This window comes from Enterobacter sp. FUJ80071, assembly GCF_038739915.1.
Classification (GTDB): domain Bacteria; phylum Pseudomonadota; class Gammaproteobacteria; order Enterobacterales; family Enterobacteriaceae; genus Enterobacter; species Enterobacter kobei.
This window is the reverse complement of the sequence record NZ_JBBXKH010000001.1, coordinates 1,806,297-1,831,112: the sequence shown is the minus strand read 5'-3', so window position 1 is coordinate 1,831,112 and position 24,816 is coordinate 1,806,297. Positions and strand designations below refer to the sequence as shown.

Here is a 24,816-nt window from a genome sequence, read left to right as displayed (position 1 = left end):
TCACATCAAGCCAACCAATGATACTTGGTTGGCTTGACTATTATATTAACTGCAACAATAGTGCATTATCGCAAAATACGCCTTTTCTATAGCTATGTCTTTTTTGGTGTGGCCTTATGTAGACTCACATTCGTGCTGCGTGTAATGGGGTAGTGTATGCATGACCTTATCGTTGGCCATTCCCGCATCTGATCTTGACCCGCCATTCCCGCATCCTACCCGCCTGGCGCAGGCAGTATTTACAACGCTTGGCAATACGGGCTACTTCAACAACACTACCGGCGATACCAAACATGTCCGAATATACTGCTGCTGCCCTTCGCCAAAGCCCCCTCTCCTCTAGCTCCTTCGCTTTCTGCTCGGCAGCCTGCATCCTGACCGGATCACTTTTTTCAACCCTGCGCAGGAGGATTACGTCTGGAAAATCTGCGTGCGGTACCGCCCGGTATGTGCACTGAACGCTGTCACGTAAGCGAATAATCACGCCTTCGTCACTCAGCTCACGCAGAAGTCTGCCCGCTGTCCCGCCAGCCATATCCAGCGCTCCGGATACATCGCCAACGGCGCAGTTCGGTTGGTAGTGCACAAACACCGCCACCTGCTCTTTTTGGGTTAATGTTTTGGTCATTGGTCAATACTCGATTTGATTACTTAACAACCCGTAAATGGGTTACGTTTTTGCGATAACTTCCCCAAACAAAGTTCACCCAGATACCGTTATCCATGGTTAAGCGGTCCATTACCCGCTCACCAAGAGTCTTCGATAATTCATCAAAATTTAGGTTAGTCAGGACGCCCACTGGCTTCATCGCCGCTATACGACGATCAATAATTTGATTGAGTAGAACCCATTCGTTTCGCGTTTCTCTTTGGACGCCGACTTCATCAAGAACCAGTAAATCCACTTTGCAAAGGTCATCCAGCAGCGCGGACTCTGATTGCCCCTCGTCATAGCACTTACGAGCGCGCAACATCAGGTCAGGTACTGTAACCACCAGAACGGAGTGATCACGTTGCAACAGGTAATTACCAATTGCTGCAGCAAGATGATTTTTCCCGGTCCCGCAGCTCCCGCTGAAAATGAAACTAGTGAAACCAGACCCGAAGTTATAACCAGGGCGATCACCGAGATTAATTCCCCACTGTGCGGCTTGCCCGACAAAGTCATCACTCGGCATCCAGTCATCGGTAATCGGGAATTTGCCGATTGGTGGCAAAAATGACTCTTGCGCACTTAACTCTCTCTCTTGTTTTTCTTTTAGATCTGTATCTGTATCTGTATCTTTATTAGTTGAGTTTCCGTTGCTGTTCTGTTCAAACGGAGCATTAACACCCGTTGAACGCTCGTTACTGTTTTGTTGGGTGTTTGCTCCTTTTTTGGCCTTTCTGGCCTGAGCGGACGCTTTACCTGCGGCCGACTTTTGACTGATTGAATTTTTCACAGCCTCCAGATCCCGCTCAATTCTCTCCTGCACCCATTCGGTGCCAGTATCGTTAAAAAATTCTTTCAACGATGGTTCAACGGCATCCCAACGGTCGTTGCTTAGCCGTGCTATTTTCGAGAGGCGGTTTTTGGGGATCGGGCGGCCTGTTTGCCAATAATTGAACATCAGCAGCAGGTATGCGCCATGCTCTTCTGTAGACAGATGCATGGTGTCCGCCAGGTAATCAGCAATGTAAAGTTGCATGTAAGGCAGAGCTGCCATGGTTACTCCCTTGTCCGGTTTCCCGGTACGTAATGGTTACTGCTCAAAACTCGATTAAAAAAATTGCGGCGCTACGGCGCTGATGCTCGCCAGTAGTGGTCCCGCCGCGTCAGCAGGTAACATGTTGAATAAAGCGATTGCCGCTTCACGAATTTCTTTTTCAAGCTTTTGAAGGGGGACGCCCAGCAACTTAGCCTGATGCGCCTCACTGCATTCTTTGATTGCACTCGCCACCAGCTCGGCTTCCGTTCTGGCGTTACTGAGTCCATGCTTTCTGGCTATCTCAACAGGCATAGCTGCGAGGATTGCGCCCGACAACTGCATAACGTAAGCAGTGTATTTCTCCGATCCCCCTTCATTTTTCAAATAGCGGAATAAATTCTGCTTATTGACCGCGATGCCGCGGCCCCCTTCCTTCGCCCACTGCTCAGCCACCAGCTGAGCGATTTTTTCCTGCGCCTGGCCGGGCAAAGTGGATTCCCACTCTCGAACTGCAACCTGTATTGAACGGTGCTTAAAGCTATCTCGCCGATGCGCCATAAATTGATTTTGAGTTTTCAGCGGTCCGGCCAGGCGTTGGTTATGATGTTGATATGTAGCTGACTGCATGATTAAGCCTCCTTCTGAGGTAAACCATCTTTTGGATTGGGATAAAGATCAGGACGTAATTCATTAGGAGTAACTTGCCAATCGACGGCCTTACTCACTTTGAGCACCAGCTCTCCGGGAATTTTGTTTTTAAACCAGCCATTTACAGTTTGGGCTCTCCTTTTCATCCGGCGTCCTAGCTCAGCCTGACTGCAAATCGATAAGAGCTTTTTTTGAATTGATGTCTTCATCAGTTGTTCTCAGTAGTTAACGATGAGTGACAATAAAACAAATTAAATCGATATCGTCAAATTATTTCGATAGTAAGAGCTACAGAAAAAATCTGTATAATTGCTAATAACTAGATGAATTGGATGAAGAGATGAACTTCGGTAAGAGATTGCAAAAGGCGTTAAAAGATCTCGAAATATCACAATCTGAGCTGGCACGCAGACTGGGAGTCAAGGCTCAATCTGTTAATGGCTGGTGCAATTCTGACATTTTACCCAGATCTGAAATACTGAATCTTCTTCCCGCTGCGACTGGGTATCCACTCTCATGGTTCTTTATGGAGGATGGTGAGACCCTCGAAGAGCACGATCCTTGGGCACCAAAACCAAAAGTTAAGCCGTCAACAGAACTTCAAGAAAGACTTCTGGAAGCATTCGAACAATTGCCAACAGATGATGAAAAAGAACGAATTATCAAGATAATAGACCTTAGACTTGAAGAGCTCGATAATTTTGCAAAGACTTATCTGCAGAAACGTAATCTGATCCCGCCAACCAAATAGCCTTTCTTTTAATTCACCCTCTTGTGCTCGGGTCATCAATGACCCTAGGTTTTTCTCGCCCCAAGCTATCGATTTAATTTGACACATATCGATTGAATTGATAATAATATCTCTATCGCAACGAGCCATCGAGGCAGGACGCCCACGAAGTAGCTGCCGGCGGCATACGAAACACCGGATGAGATGGCAAGACAATCGCGCAGCAGGTTTACCGTTCCGCCAGCCTGGCGTTAAAGGCACACAGGAGATAACCATGATCGATTTCGCACGCAAAAGAGCTGGCTGCCAAGCCGTACGCTTAAATCTGTTTGAAGTTCTGGTTCGTAAGCTTTGCTACTTACTGGCCCAAAAAGGCAATCCAGAGCTAAAAGTATGAGCTAGTTATTTGCTCTGATCGTAACCGTCTGTGCCCTCACCGGGGAATGCTCAGACATCATGCTCGGTGTATACCAAACCGAATCTGGCTGTGATGCAGCTGCCAAAGAGCAGCACATTAAAGGAGTGTGTTACCCATATAAACCGGCTGGAGACCAACAGCCTGCTTTCAAGTTTTAATCGAGTTATGACCAATGGCTGTTACCAGCCCCTAGAAGCACAAAACCCGCGCAAGGCGGGTTAAGTACCCGGTCAGCCGACCAAAGCTTTCCGGAATCGAGTTTTGACCAATGACCACTACCCAAGGCGGCAATCACTAGCTTCGGGTATCTTACAACCAAAATTAAGGACCCGATATGGAATTCTTTCATTTAATCAAGGCAACGCAGAAATCCGGCAAAGAAGATGCCGTTATCTGGTTCACGGCTAAATCAGAAGCACGAGCCAATTTGCAGCTGGATGTTGAGCTGGAAGATGCTGGCATTGAAACCGGCCGAGGCAAGGATTATAGCAAGCCTGTCCGTACCGATTTCCCTGTTTACAACGACCTACCGGAAGAATGCACAGTGGATTACACCTGGTGCAAACGCTACGAACTCCAGGACGATGGACGCACCTGGCTGCCAAAGGCTGGTACTGAGTCTACTGGAGCCGTGGACAACAACACTGCCGCTCCGGAAGCGACCACTACAGTTGAAACCATCGTCGAGAGTGTCCCGCTTGAAAACCGCACTCCAGCAGTACGTTTTGCCGTTCACCTGACCAGCGACAAGTATCAATCACACATCACAAAAGAGCAGCAGCTGGCTGCCAGCGAAATGTCACTGGATGAAGGCAATACCTATCTTAAGAACCTGCTGCTGGCGAAGAGCGACATCCCTGAAGTTGCCGAACTCAGACTGAACGCTGAGTGGAAACTTGTTCAGGCGATTAAGCTGGTATTCGCGCCAGATGAAGCACACGAAACTGAAAATATCGCTGCATTCATGGCTGACTGGGCTAAAGCAGATGCCAGCGATCGCAACCAATTAGTGGAAGCCTGGCGCAGCGGCAAATTTACCCATGTGAAATCTGAAAGCACCAGCGACACCGGTGTTATAGCAGATCAGGGTCTTGAACCTGATAACGGTATCCAGATTGACGAGAATGATGACGAGACCACACGTTATCCAGTCTTTCGCATGCCCTTCCGTAAGCAGGTACTCGCCCAGTTCACCTCCGACGAACTGCGCCACCACATTACACGCGATGAATACGAAGGTATCAGCGCGCTGGAGATGGACACTGACAATAGCTATGTCCAGAACCTGCTGCTGGCGGCAGAAAACTGCGAACAGGTTAAGTGTTACGACACCAAAGACCTGTGGCGCTATACCGACGCCATTCGCAAAGTGTTCAGCCAGGAAAAGCGTCACGAACTCGCTTTGGTTCTCCGATTCACCAGAATCTGGGCGGCGACTGATTACATTGACCGCGGCCTGCTGGTAAAAGAATGGGCCAAAGGCAATCGCATTGCTGAGATACAGCGTACTGAAACCGGTACAAACGCTGGCGGAGGCTACAAGACCGACAGAAACCCTGACCTTAAACATGATCTCGACACTCTCGATTTAGAAATTGCGCTGGCCACGTTACCAATGGATTTCAACATTTATGATATCCCTGGTGGTGTTTTCCGTCGGGCAAAAGAGATCGTTAGTAAAAAAGAAAGTCCATTCAAAGAATGGTCTAGAGCTCTTCGTGCAACTCCGGGGGTTTTGGATTACTCGCGTGCAGCTATCTTTGCACTTATCCGCAGCGCTCATCCAGAGCATTACCTGTATCCGGCACGTCTCAGCGGATTCATTAACGCGAACCTGACTGAAAGCGATCATTCTGCTCCATCAGACGAAACTCTTGCGGCTGCGCGCCATAACCCTGAGGTGAGCTGGACAAACGAGGTAACTAATGACTCTGCTGTTGAAACTGGCGGCCAGAATGAAGGGGCACAAGTCGACGGCGGCACGCTGCCGGTTCTCGAAAAAGTTGGTAATGGTCTTTTTTCTATTGAAGGGTTGGCCACCAGCAACGCTGAAATCGACCAACAAGATACCGCAGCGGAGTACGTTGATAATGTGCCGATGGAAGAAACTGGCAATGATGAAACCTCGAACGGTGCTGCGTTATCAAAAGGCGCGGAAGAAACTATCTCAGGCGCAAGCGCTATTGAAACTTATAGCAGCACAGCTGCCATAAATAATGATGCCGGTCATCATAATTATGCCGAGCCTGAAATGCTCTATACACACCTTATGGTCGACATTGAAGCGTTTGGTAAAAAGGCTGATTCACCAGTCGTATCTATCGGGGCCGTGTTCTTTGATCCATCAACAGGTAATACCGGATCGGAATTTTATAAAGTTATTAGCCTGGAATCTTCAATGGCCAGCGGCGGGGTACCGGATGCATCTACCATAATATTCTGGCTTAAAGCTTCGCCTGAGGCTCGTTCTGAGTTAGTGATGGATGATGCTATTCCGCTCGATGATGCCTTACTGCAGCTAAATGAGTTTATAGCCGAGAATGCGGCTAACGGCCCTGATTCTGTACAGGTATGGGGGAATGGTGCCACCTATGACAATGTCCTGCTTGAAGCATCTTATGACCGGGTGGGGATCCCCTGCCCATGGAAGTTCTGGAATAACCGGGATGTAAGAACCATTGTCGAGTTGGGTAAAGCCGTAGGCTGCAAGCCTCGCTATGAGATCCCATTTGAGGGAGAACCTCACAAGGCTATTTCGGATGCGCTGCATCAGGTCAAATACGTGTCAGCAATCTGGCAGCGTCTGACAGAACACTGATTTTTTAATTTCAGAATATGGCCCGAATATGGGCCATTATGAGGTAAATCACATGCTTCAAATGCTGACTTTAGAAGAATGGGCTGCGGAAAAATACCGGAGTAATCCTCCAAGTCTGAATACTTTACGCCGATACGCTAAAGAGAGCATGTTCACTCCCCCGGCCACCAAAGAAGGGAGATATTGGCGGGTAAGAGAAGATGCCGAGATTACAGGTAATTTAACCCAGCCCGTAATTAAAAAATCTGATTCGCCTATGCTTCAAAGGATACTGTCTGATGGCTGCCCGACCACGTAAAAACAACGTCAAGATACCTAACCTTTATCCGCTCTACAGTCGTAAGGTAAATAAAATCTACTGGCGCTATAAGCATCCTGTTACTGGTAAATTTCACAGCCTCGGAACTGACGAGGCTGAAGCAACAGCAATAGCAATAGAAGCTAATGCGCGACTAGCTGAACAGCGCACCAGGCAGGTTTTGGCAATAAGTGACAAGATCGCCACCAGCAAAGGAAAAGCGATATCAACGAATACATGGCTGGATCGTTATTGGAAAATTCAGGATGAAAGACTGGAGAATGGTGATATCAAGCCGAACACTCATAAGCAAAAGGCTAAACCAGTAGCCCTACTTCGTGAGAGCGTAGGAATGAAATTGATTTCATCCGTCGATGTTCGGGATGTTGCCCAGATACTGGAGTCCTATGTTGCAGAAGGTCAACCGAGGATGGCCCAGGTAATCCGCTCTGTTTTGATCGATGTTTTCAAGGAAGCCCAACATTATGGCGAGGTACCGCCGGGTTATAACCCGGCTCTGGCTACAAAACAACCGCGCCGGCGGATTAGCCGACAACGTCTAAACCTCGACGAATGGCAAAAGATTTTCGCGATCGCAGATGCCCGCCATCAATACATGGGCAATGCAATGCTATTGGCGCTCGTTACGGGTCAGCGGCTCGGGGATATTTCCAACATGAAGTTTAGCGATATTTGGGATGACCATCTGCATGTCGTACAGGAGAAGACGGGAAGCAAGCTAGCGATCCCTCTATCCCTGAGACTTAATGCGATTGACTGGAGTTTGAGGGATGTAGTTGCGCGTTGCCGTGACTATGCCGTGAGTCCATACCTTATCCATTTCTTCCGGGCGACCTCAATGGCAGAACGAGGTGCACAGGTGAAGTCGAATACTATAACAATGAATTTCAGCAAGGCCCGTGATAAAGCAGAAATAAATTGGGGGGACGGTACGCCAGCAACGTTCCACGAACAACGATCTTTAGCTGAACGCCTGTACGAGACTCAAGGCGTTGATACACAGAAATTATTGGGACACAAATCCCCCAATCAGACAGCTAGGTACCATGATGACCGAGGAAAAGACTGGATTAAAGTGTGTTTATAAAGGAGCAATAGCTCCTTTTTCTTATTCAAATACCGCCAAAGGTAGAATAACAGCTAACTCGTCGCCTACATCAACGCCATAGCTGATGCTGAGTATCGCTATTAAATTCCCCATCTTACGTCTATATTCAAGTAGTTCTCTTTCTAGCATCGACTGCATAACTACCGCATTTGTGCTGGGAGATATCAGTTCAGTTTTGCTCAAAAAATCACGTGTAGAGCGCAACATCTTTTGAATCAAATTATTTAATTTTTCATCATTGGATTTTTTTTGCTGATTCACTAACTCGGTTCTAATTTCATTTGCACTTAATATGCATAAATTAATTACTTCATTCTGAGGCAAACTGAACAACACTCGTTTATTTTCTAAAAATAATACAATTTCTCTGGCAATATCGGACGAGTAAACTGGTGGGTTCCATTGAATACCAAATAAAGGGCAGCTAATCCCAGTAATATGTTTCAATATATCTTTATATTGCATTTGTATCTCTCCTTTTAGTTCAATCGCTAACAATCAATGCTATGCGACCAGCTCCATTTTGTTAATTTATTTTGATAATTTTTTGATAACCGTTCAAAAACTAATAATAAAAACGGGAACCAATCGGCTCCCGTTCTTGATTAACCCAGAGTCTGGATTACATGTTCGCGATAATCGCGTCACCAAACTCTGAACATTTCAGCAGCTTAGCGCCGTCCATCAGACGTTCAAAGTCATAGGTGACGGTTTTCGCGTTGATCGCGCCTTCCATACCTTTGACGATCAGGTCTGCAGCTTCGAACCATTCCATATGACGCAGCATCATCTCTGCGGACAGGATGATAGAGCCTGGGTTCACTTTGTCCTGACCTGCATATTTAGGAGCAGTACCGTGGGTCGCTTCGAACAGAGCGCACTCGTCACCGATGTTTGCACCAGGGGCGATACCGATACCGCCAACCTGTGCTGCCAGGGCGTCAGAGATGTAGTCACCGTTCAGGTTCATACAGGCAATCACGTCGTATTCAGCAGGACGCAGCAGGATCTGCTGCAGGAACGCATCGGCGATCACATCTTTAACGATGATCTCTTTGCCGGTGTTCGGGTTCTTAATCTTCTGCCACGGGCCACCGTCGATCAGCTCACCGCCAAACTCTTCTTTCGCCAACTGGTAACCCCAGTCTTTGAAGGCACCTTCGGTGAACTTCATGATGTTGCCTTTGTGAACCAGAGTCACAGAGTCACGGTCGTTGGTGATCGCGTATTCGATAGCCGCGCGCACCAGACGTTTAGTCCCTTCTTCGGAGCATGGCTTGATGCCGATACCGCAATGTTCAGGGAAGCGAATTTTCTTCACGCCCATCTCTTCGCGCAGGAATTTAATCACTTTTTCTGCGTCTGCAGAGTCTGCTTTCCACTCGATGCCCGCGTAGATGTCTTCTGAGTTTTCGCGGAAGATAACCATATCGGTCAGTTCAGGGTGCTTAACCGGGCTCGGGGTGCCCTGATAGTAACGCACCGGACGCAGACAGACGTACAGGTCCAGCTCCTGACGCAGTGCCACGTTCAGGGAGCGGATACCGCCGCCGACTGGGGTGGTCAATGGGCCTTTGATAGCAACGCGGTAGTCGCGGATCAGGTCCAGCGTTTCTGCTGGCAGCCAGACGTCCTGGCCATAAACTTGAGTCGATTTCTCACCGGTGTAAATTTCCATCCAGGAAATTTTACGCTCGCCTTTGTAGGCTTTCTCAACAGCGGCATCAACCACTTTCAGCATTGCCGGGGTAACGTCTACACCGATACCGTCACCTTCAATGAACGGGATAATCGGATTGTGAGGAACGTTAATCTTGCCGTTTTGCAGGGTGATCTTTTTACCTTCCGCCGGAACAACTACTTTGCTTTCCATTAACCTCTCCTTCGAGCGCTTCTGGTTGTTACTGATCTTATGTTAATAAATTGTAATGAGCCCTTCGATAGTACCTGAATGTCCTGCGCCATGAAAGGTCTTCGTTATTAGGCTATAATGCGGCAATTGATAACGCCTGAAAATACCATGAAGAAAACTTCTTTTACAAAACACCGGGTTGAGCGATTCAGCTCGCGACAAGCCGCCAGAAGACCGCAAGAAACCCAGCCGAAGCGGGTTATTTTGTTCAATAAACCCTACGATGTTTTGCCGCAGTTCACCGATGAGGCCGGACGCAGCACGCTGAAGGATTACATTCCCGTCCAGGGCGTTTACGCCGCCGGGCGTCTGGACCGGGACAGCGAAGGACTTTTAGTTTTAACCAACGACGGCGCTCTGCAGGCAAAGCTCACACAGCCGGGAAAACGCACGGGCAAAATTTACTTCGTGCAGGTCGAAGGCGAACCGGACAAAGAAACGCTGGAGAAATTACGCCGTGGCGTAACGCTGAACGATGGCCCAACCCTGCCTGCAGGTATTGAACGCGTGAATGAACCGGAGTGGCTATGGCCGCGCAATCCGCCCATCCGCGAACGCAAATCCATTCCGACAAGCTGGCTCAAAATTACCCTTTATGAAGGCCGCAACCGTCAGGTCCGGCGCATGACCGCTCACGTCGGCTTCCCTACTCTGCGTCTGATTCGCTACGCCATGGGCAGCTACACCCTGGAAACGCTGGCAAACGGTGAATGGCGAGACGTTACCGCTTAAGGAGTCACTATGTTTAAACCTCATGTTACGGTCGCCTGCGTGGTCCACGCCCAGGGTAAATTCCTTGTGGTCGAAGAGAGCATTAACGGTAAAGCGCTGTGGAACCAGCCAGCCGGGCACCTTGAAGCCAATGAGACCTTACTGCAGGCAGCAAAACGCGAGCTGTGGGAAGAGACCGGCATACACGCCGAACCCCAGCACTTTATCCGACTGCATCAGTGGATTGCGCCCGATAGCACCCCGTTCCTGCGCTTCTTGTTTGCCGTCGAGCTTAGCGAAATGTGCGCCACAGAGCCGCAGGATGACGATATCGACCGCTGCCTGTGGGTGACTGCCGAGGAGATCCTTAACGCGCCAAACCTGCGCTCGCCGCTGGTTGCGGAAAGCATTCGCTGCTGGCAGTCTGCTGGCCGCTTACCGCTGGAAGTCATCGGCGCATTTAACTGGCCGTTTACAGAGGGTGCCAATGGTGGGGGGGCGTGATAGAATACGCCGCCTTGAAGTTCAATGTCGTGAGTATTCCATGTCAGATAACAGCCAGAAAAAAGTGATCGTCGGCATGTCCGGCGGTGTCGATTCCTCCGTTTCCGCCTACCTGTTACAGCAACAGGGCTATAAGGTGGAGGGCCTGTTCATGAAGAACTGGGAGGAAGATGATGGCGAGGAATACTGCACTGCCGCTGCGGATCTCGCCGATGCGCAAGCCGTGTGCGATAAGCTCGGCATTGAACTGCACACCGTTAACTTTGCTGCAGAATACTGGGATAACGTCTTTGAACTGTTCCTGGAAGAGTACAAAGCGGGGCGCACCCCGAACCCGGATATTCTGTGCAACAAAGAGATCAAATTTAAAGCCTTCCTGGAATTCGCTGCGGAAGATCTGGGCGCAGACTACATTGCGACCGGCCACTACGTGCGTCGTGCAGATGTGAATGGCAAAAGCCAGCTGCTGCGCGGTCTGGACGGCAACAAAGATCAGAGCTACTTCCTTTATACCCTGAGCCACGAACAGATCGCCCAGAGCCTGTTCCCGGTTGGCGAGCTGGAAAAGCCGCAGGTACGTAAAATCGCGGAAGAGCTGGACCTGATCACCGCGAAGAAAAAGGACTCTACCGGCATCTGCTTCATCGGTGAGCGCAAATTCCGTGATTTCCTTGGCCGCTACCTGCCTGCACAGCCGGGTAAAATTGTCACCGTTGATGGCGATGAGATCGGCCAGCACCAGGGGCTGATGTACCATACTTTAGGCCAGCGCAAAGGTCTGGGTATCGGTGGAACCAAAGATGGCAGCGAAGATCCGTGGTATGTGGTCGACAAAGATGTCGAAAACAATATTCTGGTTGTCGCCCAGGGGCACGACCATCCGCGTCTGATGTCCGTTGGCCTTATCGCGCAACAGCTGCACTGGGTCGATCGCGAGCCGCTGAAAGGCACGCTGCGCTGCACGGTGAAAACGCGCTACCGTCAGACCGATATTCCTTGCACCGTTACCGCGCTCGATGACGATCGCATTGACGTGCGTTTTGACGAGCCGGTTGCCGCCGTCACCCCAGGTCAGTCTGCTGTCTTCTACAGCGGCGAAATCTGCCTGGGCGGCGGGATCATTGAACAGCGCCTGCCGCTGCCCGCTGTTTAACAGAGTGCACACATAAAGGAGACCATGTGGCGAAGAACTACTACGACATCACCCTGGCGCTGGCAGGAATTTGCCAGTCTGCCCGTCTGGTGCAACAGCTGGCGCATCAGGGTCATTGCGATGCCGATGCCCTGCACGTTTCACTCAACAGCGTTATCGACCTTAACCCCGGTTCAACTCTGGGTGTATTTGGTGGGAGTGAAACCAATCTTCGTCTCGGTCTTGAAACCCTACTTGGCGTACTTAACGCCAGTAGTCGTCAAGGGTTAAACGCAGAACTGACCCGCTACACCTTAAGCCTGATGGTACTTGAGCGTAAGTTGAGCGCGGCGAAAGGCGCGCTCAATACCCTGGGCGATCGTATCGGCGGGCTCCAGCGTCAACTCGACCATTTTGATCTGCAATCCGAAACGCTGCTGAGCGCGATGGCCGGTATTTACGTTGATGTCATCAGCCCGCTGGGCCCACGTATTCAGGTCACCGGATCCCCTGCCGTGCTGCAAAGCCCACAGGTGCAGGCAAAAGTACGTGCGTCCCTGCTGGCAGGGATCCGCGCCGCCGTGCTGTGGCATCAGGTTGGCGGTGGCCGTCTGCAGTTAATGTTTTCTCGTAATCGCCTGACCACTCAGGCAAAACAAATTCTTGCTCATTGTTAACCTCCCGGAGTTGCGAATTATGGAATTATCCTCACTGACCGCCGTATCCCCTGTCGATGGACGCTACGGCGATAAAGTCAGCGCGCTGCGCGGGATCTTCAGCGAATATGGTTTGCTGAAGTTCCGTGTTCAGGTTGAAGTACGCTGGCTGCAGAAGCTGGCCGCCCAGGCAGCAATCAAGGAAGTTCCTGCTTTTGACGAAAAGGCAAACGATTACCTTGATAAAATCGTTGCTGAGTTTAGCGAAGAAGATGCCGCGCGCATTAAGACCATTGAACGCACCACCAACCACGACGTGAAAGCGGTTGAGTACTTCCTGAAAGAGAAAGTGGAAAGCGTCCCTGCCCTGCACGCGGTGTCAGAGTTCATTCACTTCGCCTGTACCTCTGAAGATATCAACAACCTGTCTCACGCGCTGATGCTCTCTACCGCGCGTAAAGAGGTTGTGCTGCCTTACTGGCGTAAGATCATCGACGCGGTGAAAGCGCTCTCCGTGGAATACCGCGACATTCCGCTGCTTTCCCGTACTCACGGCCAGCCAGCCACCCCTTCCACCATGGGTAAAGAGATGGCGAACGTGGCGTACCGCATGGAGCGCCAGTACCGCCAACTGGAACAGGTTGAAATTCTTGGCAAAATCAACGGTGCAGTCGGTAACTACAATGCCCACATCGCCGCTTACCCGGAAGTGGACTGGCACCAGTTCAGCGAAGAGTTTGTCACCTCCCTGGGTATTCAGTGGAACCCGTATACCACGCAGATTGAACCGCACGACTATATCGCTGAGCTGTTTGACTGCATCGCGCGCTTCAACACCATTCTGATCGACTTCGATCGTGACGTGTGGGGCTACATTGCGCTCAACCACTTCAAGCAGAAAACCATCGCCGGTGAAATTGGTTCTTCCACTATGCCGCATAAAGTGAACCCAATCGACTTCGAAAACTCCGAAGGCAACCTGGGCCTGGCGAATGCGGTGCTGCAGCATATGGCGAGCAAACTGCCGGTATCCCGCTGGCAGCGTGACCTGACCGATTCCACCGTGCTGCGTAACCTGGGCGTGGGCATTGGCTACGCGCTGATCGCTTACCAGTCCACCCTGAAAGGCGTGAGCAAACTGGAAGTGAATCGCGATCGTCTGCTGGACGAACTGGATCACAACTGGGAAGTGCTGGCGGAGCCGATTCAGACCGTGATGCGTCGCTACGGCATCGAAAAGCCGTATGAAAAACTGAAAGAGCTGACTCGCGGCAAGCGTGTAGATGCTGAAGGCATGAAACAGTTTATTGACGGTCTGGCACTGCCAGAAGAAGAGAAAACGCGCCTGAAAGCCATGACGCCGGCGAACTACATTGGCCGCGCCATTACCATGGTCGACGAGCTGAAGTAACACCCCTTCCCCCCTTTCCGCCCGGAAAGGGGGTTGCTTTTCCCCGGTTTACTGAATGTTTATCCCCACGGCAACATAATCAGCGTTAAACTATTCGTACTACATATTCTGGGAGAAAAGATGATGCGCGTACTGGTTGTTGAGGATAACGCATTGCTACGCCACCACCTGAAGGTTCAGCTTCAGGAGATGGGACATCAGGTGGACGATGCTGAAGATGCAAAAGAAGCCGATTATTATCTCAATGAACATCTGCCGGATATCGCCATTGTCGATTTAGGCTTGCCTGATGAAGACGGTCTGTCGTTAATTCGTCGCTGGCGCAGCCATGATGTTTCTCTCCCGGTGCTGGTTCTGACCGCCCGCGAGGGCTGGCAGGACAAAGTTGAAGTGCTCAGCGCCGGTGCGGATGATTACGTCACCAAGCCGTTCCATATTGAAGAAGTGGCTGCGCGCATGCAGGCGCTATTACGCCGCAACAGCGGGCTGGCTTCACAGGTTATCTCCATTCCGCCTTTCCAGGTGGATCTCTCCCGACGCGAGCTCTCGATTAACAATGAAGTGATCAAGCTGACTGCATTCGAATACACCATCATGGAAACGCTGATTCGTAACAGTGGCAAGGTTGTGAGCAAAGACTCCTTAATGCTCCAGCTCTACCCGGACGCGGAGCTGCGCGAGAGCCATACTATTGATGTGCTGATGGGGCGTTTGCGTAAGAAAATTCAGGCGCAGTACCCGCAGGATGTGATCACGACCGTCCGCGGCCAGGGCTACCTGTTTGAATTACGCTAAATGAGACAGATTTTGCGCCATATTCTGCCCCTCTCACTGCGGGTTCGTTTTTTGCTGGCAACGGCCGCAGTGGTGCTGGTGCTGTCGCTCTCCTACGGTATGGTCGCCCTGGTGGGTTACAGCGTCAGCTTCGATAAAACGACTTTTCGACTGTTACGTGGCGAAAGTAATCTGTTTTACACTCTGGCGAAATGGGAAAACAACCGTATCAGCGTTGAAATGCCCGAGAACCTGAATCAACAGAGCCCTACTTTGGCCCTGATTTACAACGAAAAAGGGAAGTTGCTGTGGGCGCAAAGAGATATCCCGTGGCTGGTTAAAAGCATTCGTCCGGAGTGGCTTAAAACCAATGGTTTTCATGAGATAGAAGCCGATCTTAACACCACCAGCTCGCTGATTCGCGAAGATCGCTCTATGCAGCAGAAACTCAATGAAATCCGCGAGGATGATGCCGAAACGGAGATGACGCACTCCGTGGCGATTAATATCTACCCGGCGACGATGAACATGCCGCAGCTGACCATTGTGGTGATCGACACCATTCCTGTCGAGCTCAAGCGCTCCTACAGGGTCTGGAGCTGGTTCGTATATGTTCTGGCCGCTAACCTGCTGCTGGTAATCCCGCTGCTTTGGGTGGCGGCGTGGTGGAGCTTGCGCCCCATTGAATCCCTGGCGCGAGAGGTGCGCGAGCTTGAGGAACACCATCGCGAAAAACTCAATCCGGAAACCACCCGTGAGCTGACAAGTCTGGTACGTAATCTCAATCGCCTGCTGAAAAGTGAACGCGAACGCTATGATAAGTACCGTACAACCCTGACTGACCTCACTCACAGCCTGAAAACACCGCTGGCCGTGATGCAAAGTACCCTGCGTTCAATGCGCAGTTCAAAGCTGAGCGTTGATGATGCCGAGCCGGTGATGCTGGAGCAGATCAGTCGAATCTCACAGCAAATTGGCTATTACCTGCACCGCGCCAGTATGCGTTCCGGCAGCGCGCTTCTGAGCCGCGAGCTGCACCCGGTGGCACCGCTGCTGGATAATCTTACGTCCGCCCTCAACAAGGTGTACCAGCGTAAAGGGGTGAACATCAGCCTCGATATCTCGCCTGAGATAAGCTTTGTCGGCGAAAAGAATGACTTCATGGAAGTCATGGGCAACCTGCTGGATAACGCCTGTAAATACTGCCTGGAGTTTGTGGAAGTGTCTGCGCGTCAGACGGATAACGAGTTACATATTATCGTTGAAGATGATGGCCCGGGGATCCCGCGCAATAAACGTGATGTGGTGTTCGATCGCGGCCAGCGCGCCGATACGCTGCGCCCCGGCCAGGGGGTGGGGTTAGCCGTCGCACGTGAAATTGTCGACCAGTACGATGGAAAAATTGAAACCAGCGAAAGTTTGCTGGGCGGCGCCAGAATGGAAGTGATTTTTGGTCGCCAGCAGCCCACATCGAACGATAGTTAACCCGTTATGTGAAAAATGCGAGGATCTCGCAGCCGGGGGGCTGAGCTTCCGTTATAATCCGTGTCAGTAAGAACCTGCGGAATAAAAAAATATGGATTATCACTTAACGCTTAACTGGCCCGAGTTTATTGAACGTTACTGGCAAAAACGCCCGGTGGTTCTGAAACGTGGGTTCAGCAACTTTGTCGACCCTATTTCGCCTGACGAACTGGCCGGTCTGGCCATGGAAAACGAAGTCGACAGCCGCCTGGTCAGTCACCAGGACGGGAAATGGCAGGTCAGTCACGGTCCTTTCGAAAGCTATGATCATCTCGGAGAAAACAACTGGTCCCTGCTGGTGCAGGCCGTCAACCACTGGCACGAACCTACTGCCGCGCTAATGCGCCCGTTCCGCGCCCTGCCCGACTGGCGGATGGACGATCTGATGATCTCCTTCTCCGTTCCGGGTGGCGGCGTGGGTCCGCACCTGGACCAGTACGACGTGTTTATTATTCAGGGTACGGGTCGCCGCCGCTGGCGCGTGGGCGAGAAAGTGCCGATGAAACAGCACTGTCCGCATCCGGACCTGCTTCAGGTGGATCCGTTCGAAGGGATTATTGATGAAGAGCTGGAGCCAGGCGATATTCTCTACATTCCGCCTGGGTTCCCGCATGAGGGTTACTCCCTGGAAAACTCGCTCAACTACTCGGTTGGGTTCCGCGCACCGAGCGGTCGCGAGATGATCAGCGGCTTTGCCGACTATGTTCTGCAACGCGAGCTGGGCAGCTATCGCTACAGCGATCCGGATGTGCCTGCGCGCGAACATCCGGCAGATATTCTGCCAGCAGAGCTGGACAAGCTGCGCGGTATGATGCTGGATCTGATCAACGAGCCGGAACATTTCAGACAGTGGTTTGGCGAGTTTATTAGCCAGTCCCGCCACGAGCTGGACGTGGCGCCTCCGGAGCCGCCTTATCAGGCTGACGAGATTTATGATGCCCTTCAGCAGGGCGACAAGCTGGTTCGTCTGGGCGGGTTGCGCGTGCTGCGCATCGGTGAAGAGGTCTTCGTCAATGGCGAGAAGCTGGATTCCCCGCACCGTCCTGCACTGGAAGCGATTGCCAGCCATATGGTTCTGACTGCTGAAACCTTTGGCGATGCGCTGGAAGATCCCTCATTCCTCGCCATGCTGGCCGCGCTGGTTAACAGCGGGTATTGGTTTTTTGAGGATTGAGTCTTGAGATGTGCCGGGTGGCGGCTTCGCCTTACCCGGCCTACATTCCGATCGTAGACCCGGTAAGCGCAGCGCCACCGGGCAATGTCACTTCCGCTCCCCCGCCGCAAACTCCTCGATCTCACCTGCCCAATCGGCAGGATATAATCCCTCGTGAATATCGCGATGAAACGTTGAAAACGGCCAGTCGATAACCTTTCTGACATACCCATGCTTCATCGGATTGATGTAGATGTAATCCAAATGCCGCCGGTAATCCTCTTCGTTTCGAATGGTGTGCTCCCAGAAACGCGGCTGCCAGATATGACGCATGTCGATGTTACGACTGAACGTTTTTTTGATATCACGCCAGCGTGCCGAAAAGTCACTGTCTCCTTCCGGTAAGGTCCAGATACAGTGCATATGTTCAGGGAGAATAACCCAGGCGTTAATGGTGAAGGGTTTCGCACGTTTAACCGTTAAGGTTGCAGCACGTAAGCTGTCGATATGGCGGGTAAGCAAATCACTCTGGCGGTTTTGAAGGTTAACGGTGAAAAACCAGGTGCCGCCGGGAATATAGTGGCGACGATAGTTTGATGGGGCTCCTTGCCTGAATACCGGGTGGCGGCTTCGCCTTACCCGGCCTACATTTCGATCGTAGGCCCGGTAAGCGCAGCGCCACCGGGCAATGTCTCACCGCTTCGCGGTTAACTCCGCTATGCGCACAATCACCTTCACCGCTTTTTCCATTCCTTCCAGCGTCACAAACTCATGCTTGCCGTGGTAGTTGTAGCCACCGGTAAACAGGTTCGGGCACGGCAATCCCATAAATGACAGCTGCGAACCGTCGGTACCGCCACGAATCGGTTTTAAGATCGGTTCAATATCGCAGTCGCGCATTGCCTGCCGGGCGATATCAATGATGTGCGGATGCGCCATCACCTTCTCACGCATATTGTAATAGCTGTCTTCGATGATGAGTTCAATGTAGCAGTCAGGATGCAGCCCTTTGCCTACCTTTTTGGCGATCTCCATCATCTTACGCTTGCGCGCTTCAAAGGCTTTACGGTCAAAATCGCGCACGATGTAGTGCATCTGGGCGCTATCCACGGTGCCCTTAATGCTGGTCAGGTGATAGAAACCTTCATACCCGTCTGTCATCTCCGGGCTCTCTTGCGCCGGGACTTCAGCATGAATACGCGACGCCAGCGACAGCGCATTCACCATCACCCCTTTGGCTGAGCCGGGGTGAACGTTGTTCCCGACAATTTTAATGGTCACCGAAGCGGCGTTAAAGTTTTCATACTCCAGCTCGCCCACGCCACCGCCATCGACGGTGTAGGCCCACTGCGCGTTAAAAGCCTCCACATCGAAATGTTTCGCGCCTTTCCCCACCTCTTCGTCCGGCGTGAAAGCAACCCGGATATCCCCGTGCGGAATGTTTTTGCCTTTCAGCACCGCCAGCGCCGTCATGATCTCCGCGATCCCCGCCTTATCATCTGCACCCAGCAGCGTTTTCCCGTCGGTGGTGATGAGCGTCTGACCGAGCAGCTGGTGCAGTACCGGGAACATCACGGGAGAGAGCACTTCGTCGCCAATGCCCAGCGCAATATCACCGCCGCGGTAGTTTTCAACAATCTGCGGGTTCACATGTTTACCGCTAAAATCCGGAGAGGTGTCGACATGGGAGATAAAGCCAATCGCCGGGATATTACCCGGGACATTCGCCGGCAGCGTGCCCATCACAGTGCCCTTTTCGCTTAACGTGACGTTAACCAGCCCCATGGCGTCGAGCTGCTCTTTAAGCAGGTTTAATAACTTCCACTGGCCTTCGGTGCTTGGCACCTGGCGGACACCCGGTTTAGATTGGGTATCCAGCGAAACGTACTGTAAAAAACGCTCAAGTAATTTATCCATGCAGTCACCCTCACTTTTTGTGACAACATTATCAATAAGCATCAAAACGCAAATATTGCGTCAGGTCACTTTTATCCCGCAAACGAGAATATTTAATGAGATGGTCACTCCCTCCTTCCCGGTACTATGCTGAGGACAGGCTTTCATTCGGAGAACTATCATGGAAAACATTGCGCTCATTGGTATCGATCTGGGTAAAAACTCTTTCCATATTCATTGCCAGGATCGTCGCGGCAAGGCTGTTTACCGTAAAAAATTTACACGGCCAAAGTTAATCGAATTTTTGGCGACATGCCCCGCTACAACCATCGCAATGGAAGCCTGTGGTGGCTCTCACTTTATGGCACGCAAGTTGGAAGAGTTGGGGCATTTTCCTAAGCTGATATCACCACAATTTGTCCGTCCATTCGTTAAAAGTAACAAAAACGACTTTGTCGACGCCGAAGCTATTTGTGAAGCTGCATCGCGTCCGTCTATGCGTTTTGTACAGCCCAGAACTGAATCTCAGCAGGCAATGCGTGCGCTGCATCGTGTCCGTGAATCCCTGGTTCAGGATAAGGTAAAAACAACCAATCAGATGCATGCTTTTCTGCTGGAATTTGGCATCAGCGTTCCACGAGGAGCTGCCGTTATTAGCCGACTGAGTACCCTTCTTGAGGACAATAGTTTGCCTCTATACCTCAGCCAGTTATTGCTGAAATTACAACAGCATTATCACTATCTTGTTGAGCAGATTAAAGATTTGGAATCCCAGTTGAAACGAAAGTTGGACGAAGATGAGATTGGACAGCGCTTGCTGAGCATTCCCTGCGTCGGAACACTGACAGCGAGTACTATTTCAACTGAGATTGGCGACGGGAAGCAGTACGCCAGCAGTCGTGACTTTGCGGCGGCAACAGGGCTAGTGCCTCGACAGTACAGCACGGGAGGTCGGACGACATTGCTGGGAATTAGTAAGCGAGGTAACAAAAAGATCCGAACTTTGTTGGTTCAATGTGCCAGGGTATTCATACAAAAACTGGAACACCAGTCTGGCAAATTGGCCGATTGGGTCAGGGATCTACTGTGTAGGAAAAGCAACTTTGTCGTCACTTGTGCTCTGGCAAACAAGCTGGCCAGAATAGCCTGGGCCCTAACGGCACGACAGCAAACTTATGTAGCATAACGGCAGAAATACACCGGTTTAAAGAATCACTGATCTGGTTTTGCGAATACTGATATTGATGATACTAACGGCCCACCGGCCTGTTGAGGAACCTGTAAAACGGAAAGGCTCATTGAAGCCGTATATTTTCTGGAGGTTCATCAGGCGCGGAACTCATCGAGGCGCGGGAATAAAATCCCATTCAGACGCCGGATAGATTCAAGCAAGCCAATTTATCGTCAAAATCGGTGTTGCAAAAACGGGAGTGACCATAGATTCCGTTTATATCGTTCTGCGTTAGTAAATGTAGCTTATGAATCAGTGACAAGGATTGGCGATTCCCGAGGTTTGCCGTAGAATGTCCGCCCTCATTACGAGTCACCAAGGTGGTTACACACAAACCCCGCTTCGGCCTGCTGCCTGAGGCGTCTATATGGGACAGTGCAAAAATTGAATACACAACCCCGTTCTCGTTCACCGCTGGTGCAACTTGAACGAATTCGTAAAAGTTTTGATGGCAAAGAGGTCATTTCCGACCTCAATCTGACCATCAATGACGGCGAGTTTCTTACGCTGCTTGGCCCCTCCGGCTGCGGCAAGACAACCGTACTGCGCCTTATCGCCGGGCTGGAAAGCGTCGATAATGGCAACATCCATCTTGAGAACCAGGACATAACCCAGGTTCCTGCCGAAGATCGCCACGTCAATACCGTCTTTCAGAGCTATGCCCTGTTCCCTCACATGACCGTGTTTGAGAACGTGGCGTTTGGCCTGCGGATGCAAAAAACGCCGGCCAGCGAGATCCCCCCGCGCGTCACGGAAGCCCTGCGGATGGTGCAGCTGGACGAGTTTGCTCAGCGAAAACCCCACCAGCTCTCCGGCGGTCAGCAGCAGCGCGTGGCCATTGCCCGCGCCGTGGTCAATAAACCGCGCCTGCTTCTTTTAGATGAGTCGCTTTCCGCGCTGGACTACAAACTGCGCAAGCAGATGCAGAACGAGCTGAAGTCGCTACAGCGCAAGCTTGGCATCACCTTCGTCTTCGTCACCCACGACCAGGAAGAGGCGCTGACCATGTCAGACCGTATTGTGGTGATGCGCGATGGCAAAATAGAGCAGGACGGCACGCCGCGTGAAATTTACGAAGAGCCGAAAAACCTGTTTGTCGCCAGCTTCATTGGCGAAATCAATATCTTTAATGCCACGGTGATTGAACGTCTGGACGATCGGCGCGTGCGCGCGAACGTGGAAGGACGTGAATGCAATATCACCGTGAACTTCGCCGTCGAGAAGGGACAAAAACTCAACGTCCTGCTGCGTCCTGAAGATCTGCGTGTCGATGAAATTCACGGTAATACCGAAGCCGAAGGGCTTATCGGCTATATCCGCGAGCGCAATTACAAAGGGATGACGCTGGAGTCCGTCGTCGAACTGGAAAATGGCAAAATGGTAATGGTCAGCGAATTCTTTAACGAGGACGATCCTGACTTCGACCACTCTCTCGACCAGAAAATGGTTATCAACTGGGTAGAAAGCTGGGAGGTTGTACTGGCTGATGAAGAACACAAGTAAATTCCAGAAGGTGGTGATTACCACTATCGTCGGTTGGCTTGTGTTATTTGTCTTTTTACCCAACCTGATGATCATCGCCACCAGCTTTCTGACCCGCGACGATGCCCACTTCGTTAAGCTGGTCTTTACGCTGGATAACTACGCGCGCCTGCTCGACCCGCTCTATTTTGACGTGCTTCTGCACTCGCTGAATATGGCGCTGATTGCTACCGTCGCCTGCCTGCTACTGGGGTATCCTTTCGCATGGTTCCTGGCCGGGCTGCCACAAAAGGTGCGCCCGCTTTTGCTGTTTCTGTTGATTGTGCCGTTCTGGACCAACTCGCTGATTCGCATCTACGGGTTAAAAATCTTCCTGAGCACCAAAGGCTACCTCAACGCGTTTCTGCTGTGGCTGGGGGTGATTGATACCCCTGTACGCATCATGTTTACTCCGGGTGCGGTGATTATTGGCCTTGTCTATATTCTGCTGCCGTTTATGGTGATGCCGCTCTACTCCAGCATCGAGAAGCTCGATAAACCGCTGCTGGAAGCGGCAAAAGATCTGGGTGCTAACAAGCTGCAAACCTTTATCCGCATTATCATTCCATTGACCATGCCGGGCATTATCGCCGGTTGTCTGCTGGTGATGCTCCCGGCAATGGGGCTGTTCTACGTGTCAGATCTCATGGGCGGGGCAAAAAACCTGCTGATTGGTAACGTGATCAAGAGCCAGTTCCTGAACATCCGCGACTGGCCGTTCGGATCCGCGACCAGCATTACGCTGACGGTGGTAATGGGGCTGATGCTGCTGGTCTACTGGCGTGCCTCACGGTTGCTGAATAAAAAGGTGGAACTCGAATGATCGGTCGACTGCTTCGCGGCGGTTTTATGACCGCCATTTACGCTTACCTTTATATTCCGATTATCATTTTGATCGTGAATTCGTTTAACAGTTCACGCTTCGGCATCAACTGGCAGGGCTTTACCACCAACTGGTACAGCCTGCTGATGAATAATGACAGTCTGCTGCAGGCCGCTCAGCACTCGCTGACGATGGCGATTTTCTCCGCCACCTTCGCCACGCTGATCGGTTCCCTCACCGCGGTGGCATTGTATCGCTATCGCTTTCGCGGTAAGCCGTTCGTCAGCGGCATGCTGTTTGTGGTAATGATGTCGCCGGATATCGTGATGGCGATTTCGCTGCTGGTGCTGTTTATGCTGCTGGGCATTCAGCTTGGCTTCTGGTCGCTGCTGTTTTCCCACATCACCTTCTGCCTTCCGTTTGTGGTGGTTACCGTCTTTGCACGTCTGAAAGGGTTTGACGTGCGTATGCTTGAGGCGGCGAAAGATCTGGGGGCCAGCGAGATGACCATCCTGCGCAAAATCATTCTGCCGCTTGCGATGCCCGCGGTAGCCGCAGGATGGCTACTCAGCTTTACGCTGTCGATGGATGACGTGGTTGTTTCTTCGTTCGTGACCGGGCCGAGTTACGAAATCCTGCCACTGAAGATCTATTCGATGGTCAAAGTCGGCGTCTCACCTGAAGTGAACGCGCTGGCGACCATTCTGTTGGTGTTTTCGCTGGTTCTGGTGATTGCCAGCCAGATTATTGCTCGTGATAAAACAAAATCTCAGGGGACAATGAAATGAAAAAAATGCTCGCCGCTGCGGCACTGATACTTGGCATGGGTGCCGCGCACGCTGATGACGGTAAAACGCTCTACTTCTATAACTGGACCGAGTATGTGCCACCGGGCCTGCTGGAACAGTTTACGAAAGAGACGGGCATCAAGGTCATCTACTCGACCTACGAGTCGAATGAAACCATGTATGCCAAGCTCAAAACCTACAAGGACGGCGCATATGATCTGGTGGTGCCGTCTACCTACTTTGTCGACAAAATGCGCAAAGAGGGCATGATTCAGAAGATCGATAAAACGAAGCTCACTCACTTCAACAATCTCGATCCGGAGATGCTCAATAAGCCGTTTGACCCGAATAACGACTACTCCATTCCTTACATCTGGGGCGCAACCGCAATTGGTGTCAACAGCGAGGCTATCGATCCGAAAACCGTTACAAGCTGGGCCGATCTGTGGAAACCGGAATACAAAGGCAGCCTGCTGTTAACCGACGACGCGCGCGAAGTGTTCCAGGTAGCGCTGCGTAAGCTCGGCTACTCCGGCAATACAACGGACCCAAAAGAGATTGAAGCGGCCTATAACGAGCTGAAAAAGCTGATGCCTAACGTGGCGGCATTTAACTCTGATAACCCGGCAAACCCGTATATGGAAGGCGAAGTGAATCTGGGCATGGTGTGGAACGGCTCCGCGTATGTTGCCCGTCAGGCCGGTACGCCGCTGGAGGTAGTGTGGCCGAAAGAAGGCGGGATCTTCTGGATGGATAGCCTCGCGATCCCTGCCAATGCCAAAAACGTGGAGGGTGCGCTGAAGCTGATTAACTTCCTGCTGCGCCCGGACGTGGCGAAGCAGGTTGCCGAAACGATTGGCTACCCGACACCGAACCTCGCGGCACGCAAGCTGCTGAAGCCTGAAGTGGCTAACGATAAGTCACTCTATCCGGATGCCGACACCATCAGTAAAGGGGAATGGCAGAACGACGTTGGTGACGCCAGCCGCCTCTACGAAGAGTATTACCAGAAACTTAAAGCGGGCCGATAAACGGCATCGCGCGATTCCTC

The 24,816-nt window shown here is 51.4% G+C and carries 27 protein-coding genes and 1 pseudogene; 20 read left to right on the top strand and 8 right to left on the bottom strand.

The annotated features are described in order from the left end of the window. Positions 1–166: 166 nt before the first annotated feature. The 4 genes from AAER43_RS08755 to AAER43_RS08740 are packed head-to-tail and all read right to left on the bottom strand — an operon-like array spanning position 167 to position 2,545. Positions 167–628, bottom strand: coding sequence for a PerC family transcriptional regulator (locus tag AAER43_RS08755; RefSeq protein ID WP_057058020.1), 462 nt, complete (start codon positions 626–628; stop codon positions 167–169). Positions 629–647: 19 nt separating this feature from the next. Beyond that, complete coding sequence (locus tag AAER43_RS08750; protein ID WP_342701876.1) at positions 648–1,706, bottom strand: DUF1376 domain-containing protein; 1,059 nt, start codon at positions 1,704–1,706, stop codon at positions 648–650. A 54-nt stretch (positions 1,707–1,760) separates the two neighbouring features. Beyond that, positions 1,761–2,315, bottom strand: a complete 555-nt coding sequence (locus AAER43_RS08745; protein ID WP_057058023.1) for a toxin YdaT family protein — start codon at positions 2,313–2,315, stop codon at positions 1,761–1,763. 2 nt (positions 2,316–2,317) lie between these two features. Further along, positions 2,318–2,545, bottom strand: a complete 228-nt coding sequence (locus tag AAER43_RS08740) for a YdaS family helix-turn-helix protein (protein ID WP_029485136.1) — start codon at positions 2,543–2,545, stop codon at positions 2,318–2,320. Positions 2,546–2,676: 131 nt separating this feature from the next. On the opposite strand from AAER43_RS08740, the gene AAER43_RS08735 reads away from it, so the two are divergent. From AAER43_RS08735 to AAER43_RS08705, 7 genes and pseudogenes are all read left to right on the top strand, one after another. Continuing rightward, positions 2,677–3,087 (top strand): helix-turn-helix transcriptional regulator, encoded by a 411-nt coding sequence (locus tag AAER43_RS08735; RefSeq protein WP_057058024.1) that lies wholly within the window; start codon positions 2,677–2,679, stop codon positions 3,085–3,087. 253 nt (positions 3,088–3,340) lie between these two features. Next, on the top strand, positions 3,341–3,463 hold the full coding sequence (locus AAER43_RS08730; protein ID WP_257393914.1) for a hypothetical protein: 123 nt from the start codon (positions 3,341–3,343) through the stop codon (positions 3,461–3,463). Positions 3,464–3,477: 14 nt separating this feature from the next. Then, positions 3,478–3,642 (top strand): DUF1482 family protein, encoded by a 165-nt coding sequence (locus AAER43_RS08725; RefSeq protein ID WP_231070136.1) that lies wholly within the window; start codon positions 3,478–3,480, stop codon positions 3,640–3,642. 176 nt (positions 3,643–3,818) lie between these two features. Next, positions 3,819–5,588, top strand: a pseudogene (locus tag AAER43_RS08720) (RecE family exodeoxyribonuclease); the annotation flags it as partial. Continuing rightward, positions 5,583–6,302 (top strand): 3'-5' exonuclease, encoded by a 720-nt coding sequence (locus AAER43_RS08715; RefSeq protein ID WP_192856928.1) that lies wholly within the window; start codon positions 5,583–5,585, stop codon positions 6,300–6,302. The pseudogene AAER43_RS08720 and the gene AAER43_RS08715, both read left to right, overlap by 6 nt. Positions 6,303–6,354: 52 nt before the next feature. Further along, positions 6,355–6,600, top strand: a complete 246-nt coding sequence (locus AAER43_RS08710) for an excisionase (RefSeq protein ID WP_071785721.1) — start codon at positions 6,355–6,357, stop codon at positions 6,598–6,600. Further along, entirely contained in the window at positions 6,581–7,708 is a 1,128-nt protein-coding gene (locus AAER43_RS08705; RefSeq protein ID WP_057058025.1) for a site-specific integrase, read from the top strand. The genes AAER43_RS08710 and AAER43_RS08705 overlap by 20 nt, the downstream gene beginning before the upstream one ends. 21 nt (positions 7,709–7,729) lie before the next feature. Here the strand turns inward: AAER43_RS08705 and AAER43_RS08700 are convergent, their stop codons facing one another. Then, positions 7,730–8,194 carry a DUF6650 family protein gene (locus AAER43_RS08700; RefSeq protein ID WP_231070129.1) on the bottom strand — a complete coding sequence of 155 codons (465 nt, stop codon included), beginning with the start codon at positions 8,192–8,194 and terminating at the stop codon, positions 7,730–7,732. Between the two features lie 157 nt (positions 8,195–8,351). Then, positions 8,352–9,602: an NADP-dependent isocitrate dehydrogenase gene (gene icd / locus AAER43_RS08695; RefSeq protein ID WP_047027466.1), complete on the bottom strand. Its 1,251-nt coding sequence runs from the start codon at positions 9,600–9,602 to the stop codon at positions 8,352–8,354. A 117-nt stretch (positions 9,603–9,719) separates the two neighbouring features. Here icd and rluE point away from each other — a divergent pair, with 117 nt between their 5' ends. From rluE to AAER43_RS08655, 8 genes are all read left to right on the top strand, one after another. Further along, entirely contained in the window at positions 9,720–10,373 is a 654-nt protein-coding gene (gene rluE, locus AAER43_RS08690) for a 23S rRNA pseudouridine(2457) synthase RluE (RefSeq protein WP_023337110.1), read from the top strand. 9 nt (positions 10,374–10,382) lie between these two features. After that, positions 10,383–10,856 (top strand): NUDIX hydrolase, encoded by a 474-nt coding sequence (locus AAER43_RS08685; RefSeq protein WP_014883424.1) that lies wholly within the window; start codon positions 10,383–10,385, stop codon positions 10,854–10,856. A 40-nt stretch (positions 10,857–10,896) separates the two neighbouring features. Further along, positions 10,897–12,009 (top strand): tRNA 2-thiouridine(34) synthase MnmA, encoded by a 1,113-nt coding sequence (gene mnmA / locus AAER43_RS08680; RefSeq protein ID WP_014883423.1) that lies wholly within the window; start codon positions 10,897–10,899, stop codon positions 12,007–12,009. 26 nt (positions 12,010–12,035) lie between these two features. Beyond that, on the top strand, positions 12,036–12,665 hold the full coding sequence (hflD, locus tag AAER43_RS08675; protein WP_014883422.1) for a high frequency lysogenization protein HflD: 630 nt from the start codon (positions 12,036–12,038) through the stop codon (positions 12,663–12,665). Positions 12,666–12,684: 19 nt separating this feature from the next. After that, entirely contained in the window at positions 12,685–14,055 is a 1,371-nt protein-coding gene (gene purB / locus AAER43_RS08670; protein ID WP_014883421.1) for an adenylosuccinate lyase, read from the top strand. Between the two features lie 123 nt (positions 14,056–14,178). After that, on the top strand, positions 14,179–14,850 hold the full coding sequence (gene phoP / locus AAER43_RS08665) for a two-component system response regulator PhoP (protein ID WP_014883420.1): 672 nt from the start codon (positions 14,179–14,181) through the stop codon (positions 14,848–14,850). Further along, positions 14,851–16,314, top strand: coding sequence for a two-component system sensor histidine kinase PhoQ (gene phoQ, locus AAER43_RS08660; RefSeq protein WP_014883419.1), 1,464 nt, complete (start codon positions 14,851–14,853; stop codon positions 16,312–16,314). Between the two features lie 91 nt (positions 16,315–16,405). Then, positions 16,406–17,527, top strand: coding sequence for a cupin domain-containing protein (locus AAER43_RS08655; protein ID WP_014883418.1), 1,122 nt, complete (start codon positions 16,406–16,408; stop codon positions 17,525–17,527). Between the two features lie 87 nt (positions 17,528–17,614). Here AAER43_RS08655 and AAER43_RS08650 read toward each other — a convergent pair whose 3' ends face one another. Further along, a complete protein-coding gene (locus AAER43_RS08650) occupies positions 17,615–18,082 on the bottom strand; it encodes a transposase (protein WP_032645233.1) in 468 nt (155 codons plus the stop codon). 117 nt (positions 18,083–18,199) lie between these two features. Beyond that, positions 18,200–19,423, bottom strand: a complete 1,224-nt coding sequence (pepT, locus tag AAER43_RS08645) for a peptidase T (protein WP_023337108.1) — start codon at positions 19,421–19,423, stop codon at positions 18,200–18,202. A 160-nt stretch (positions 19,424–19,583) separates the two neighbouring features. Between pepT and AAER43_RS08640 the strand changes: the two genes are divergently transcribed. From AAER43_RS08640 to potD, 5 genes are all read left to right on the top strand, one after another. Then, positions 19,584–20,588, top strand: coding sequence for an IS110-like element IS4321 family transposase (locus AAER43_RS08640; RefSeq protein ID WP_000427620.1), 1,005 nt, complete (start codon positions 19,584–19,586; stop codon positions 20,586–20,588). A 420-nt stretch (positions 20,589–21,008) separates the two neighbouring features. Beyond that, positions 21,009–22,136 carry a spermidine/putrescine ABC transporter ATP-binding protein PotA gene (gene potA / locus AAER43_RS08635; RefSeq protein ID WP_342701875.1) on the top strand — a complete coding sequence of 376 codons (1,128 nt, stop codon included), beginning with the start codon at positions 21,009–21,011 and terminating at the stop codon, positions 22,134–22,136. Next, positions 22,120–22,977: a spermidine/putrescine ABC transporter permease PotB gene (potB, locus tag AAER43_RS08630; RefSeq protein WP_014883414.1), complete on the top strand. Its 858-nt coding sequence runs from the start codon at positions 22,120–22,122 to the stop codon at positions 22,975–22,977. Before potA ends, potB begins: the two co-directional genes overlap by 17 nt. Then, the gene (gene potC, locus AAER43_RS08625) at positions 22,974–23,765 is read left to right on the top strand and encodes a spermidine/putrescine ABC transporter permease PotC (protein WP_014883413.1); all 792 of its coding nucleotides are present in this window, start codon (positions 22,974–22,976) and stop codon (positions 23,763–23,765) included. Before potB ends, potC begins: the two co-directional genes overlap by 4 nt. Further along, positions 23,762–24,796: a spermidine/putrescine ABC transporter substrate-binding protein PotD gene (gene potD / locus AAER43_RS08620; RefSeq protein ID WP_050862968.1), complete on the top strand. Its 1,035-nt coding sequence runs from the start codon at positions 23,762–23,764 to the stop codon at positions 24,794–24,796. Before potC ends, potD begins: the two co-directional genes overlap by 4 nt. Positions 24,797–24,816 lie beyond the last annotated feature (20 nt).

Bases quoted from the DNA above. Each gene is read 5' to 3' on its own strand.
- AAER43_RS08755 (WP_057058020.1), bottom strand. From the start codon at position 628: ATGACCAAAACATTAACCCAAAAAGAGCAGGTGGCGGTGTTTGTGCAC.
- AAER43_RS08750 (WP_342701876.1), bottom strand. From the start codon at position 1,706: ATGGCAGCTCTGCCTTACATGCAACTTTACATTGCTGATTACCTGGCG.
- AAER43_RS08745 (WP_057058023.1), bottom strand. From the start codon at position 2,315: ATGCAGTCAGCTACATATCAACATCATAACCAACGCCTGGCCGGACCG.
- AAER43_RS08740 (WP_029485136.1), bottom strand. From the start codon at position 2,545: ATGAAGACATCAATTCAAAAAAAGCTCTTATCGATTTGCAGTCAGGCT.
- AAER43_RS08735 (WP_057058024.1), top strand. From the start codon at position 2,677: ATGAACTTCGGTAAGAGATTGCAAAAGGCGTTAAAAGATCTCGAAATA.
- AAER43_RS08730 (WP_257393914.1), top strand. From the start codon at position 3,341: ATGATCGATTTCGCACGCAAAAGAGCTGGCTGCCAAGCCGTACGCTTA.
- AAER43_RS08715 (WP_192856928.1), top strand. From the start codon at position 5,583: ATGGAAGAAACTGGCAATGATGAAACCTCGAACGGTGCTGCGTTATCA.
- AAER43_RS08710 (WP_071785721.1), top strand. From the start codon at position 6,355: ATGCTTCAAATGCTGACTTTAGAAGAATGGGCTGCGGAAAAATACCGG.
- AAER43_RS08705 (WP_057058025.1), top strand. From the start codon at position 6,581: ATGGCTGCCCGACCACGTAAAAACAACGTCAAGATACCTAACCTTTAT.
- AAER43_RS08700 (WP_231070129.1), bottom strand. From the start codon at position 8,194: ATGCAATATAAAGATATATTGAAACATATTACTGGGATTAGCTGCCCT.
- icd (WP_047027466.1), bottom strand. From the start codon at position 9,602: ATGGAAAGCAAAGTAGTTGTTCCGGCGGAAGGTAAAAAGATCACCCTG.
- rluE (WP_023337110.1), top strand. From the start codon at position 9,720: ATGCGGCAATTGATAACGCCTGAAAATACCATGAAGAAAACTTCTTTT.
- AAER43_RS08685 (WP_014883424.1), top strand. From the start codon at position 10,383: ATGTTTAAACCTCATGTTACGGTCGCCTGCGTGGTCCACGCCCAGGGT.
- mnmA (WP_014883423.1), top strand. From the start codon at position 10,897: ATGTCAGATAACAGCCAGAAAAAAGTGATCGTCGGCATGTCCGGCGGT.
- purB (WP_014883421.1), top strand. From the start codon at position 12,685: ATGGAATTATCCTCACTGACCGCCGTATCCCCTGTCGATGGACGCTAC.
- phoP (WP_014883420.1), top strand. From the start codon at position 14,179: ATGCGCGTACTGGTTGTTGAGGATAACGCATTGCTACGCCACCACCTG.
- phoQ (WP_014883419.1), top strand. From the start codon at position 14,851: ATGAGACAGATTTTGCGCCATATTCTGCCCCTCTCACTGCGGGTTCGT.
- AAER43_RS08655 (WP_014883418.1), top strand. From the start codon at position 16,406: ATGGATTATCACTTAACGCTTAACTGGCCCGAGTTTATTGAACGTTAC.
- pepT (WP_023337108.1), bottom strand. From the start codon at position 19,423: ATGGATAAATTACTTGAGCGTTTTTTACAGTACGTTTCGCTGGATACC.
- AAER43_RS08640 (WP_000427620.1), top strand. From the start codon at position 19,584: ATGGAAAACATTGCGCTCATTGGTATCGATCTGGGTAAAAACTCTTTC.
- potB (WP_014883414.1), top strand. From the start codon at position 22,120: ATGAAGAACACAAGTAAATTCCAGAAGGTGGTGATTACCACTATCGTC.
- potC (WP_014883413.1), top strand. From the start codon at position 22,974: ATGATCGGTCGACTGCTTCGCGGCGGTTTTATGACCGCCATTTACGCT.
- potD (WP_050862968.1), top strand. From the start codon at position 23,762: ATGAAAAAAATGCTCGCCGCTGCGGCACTGATACTTGGCATGGGTGCC.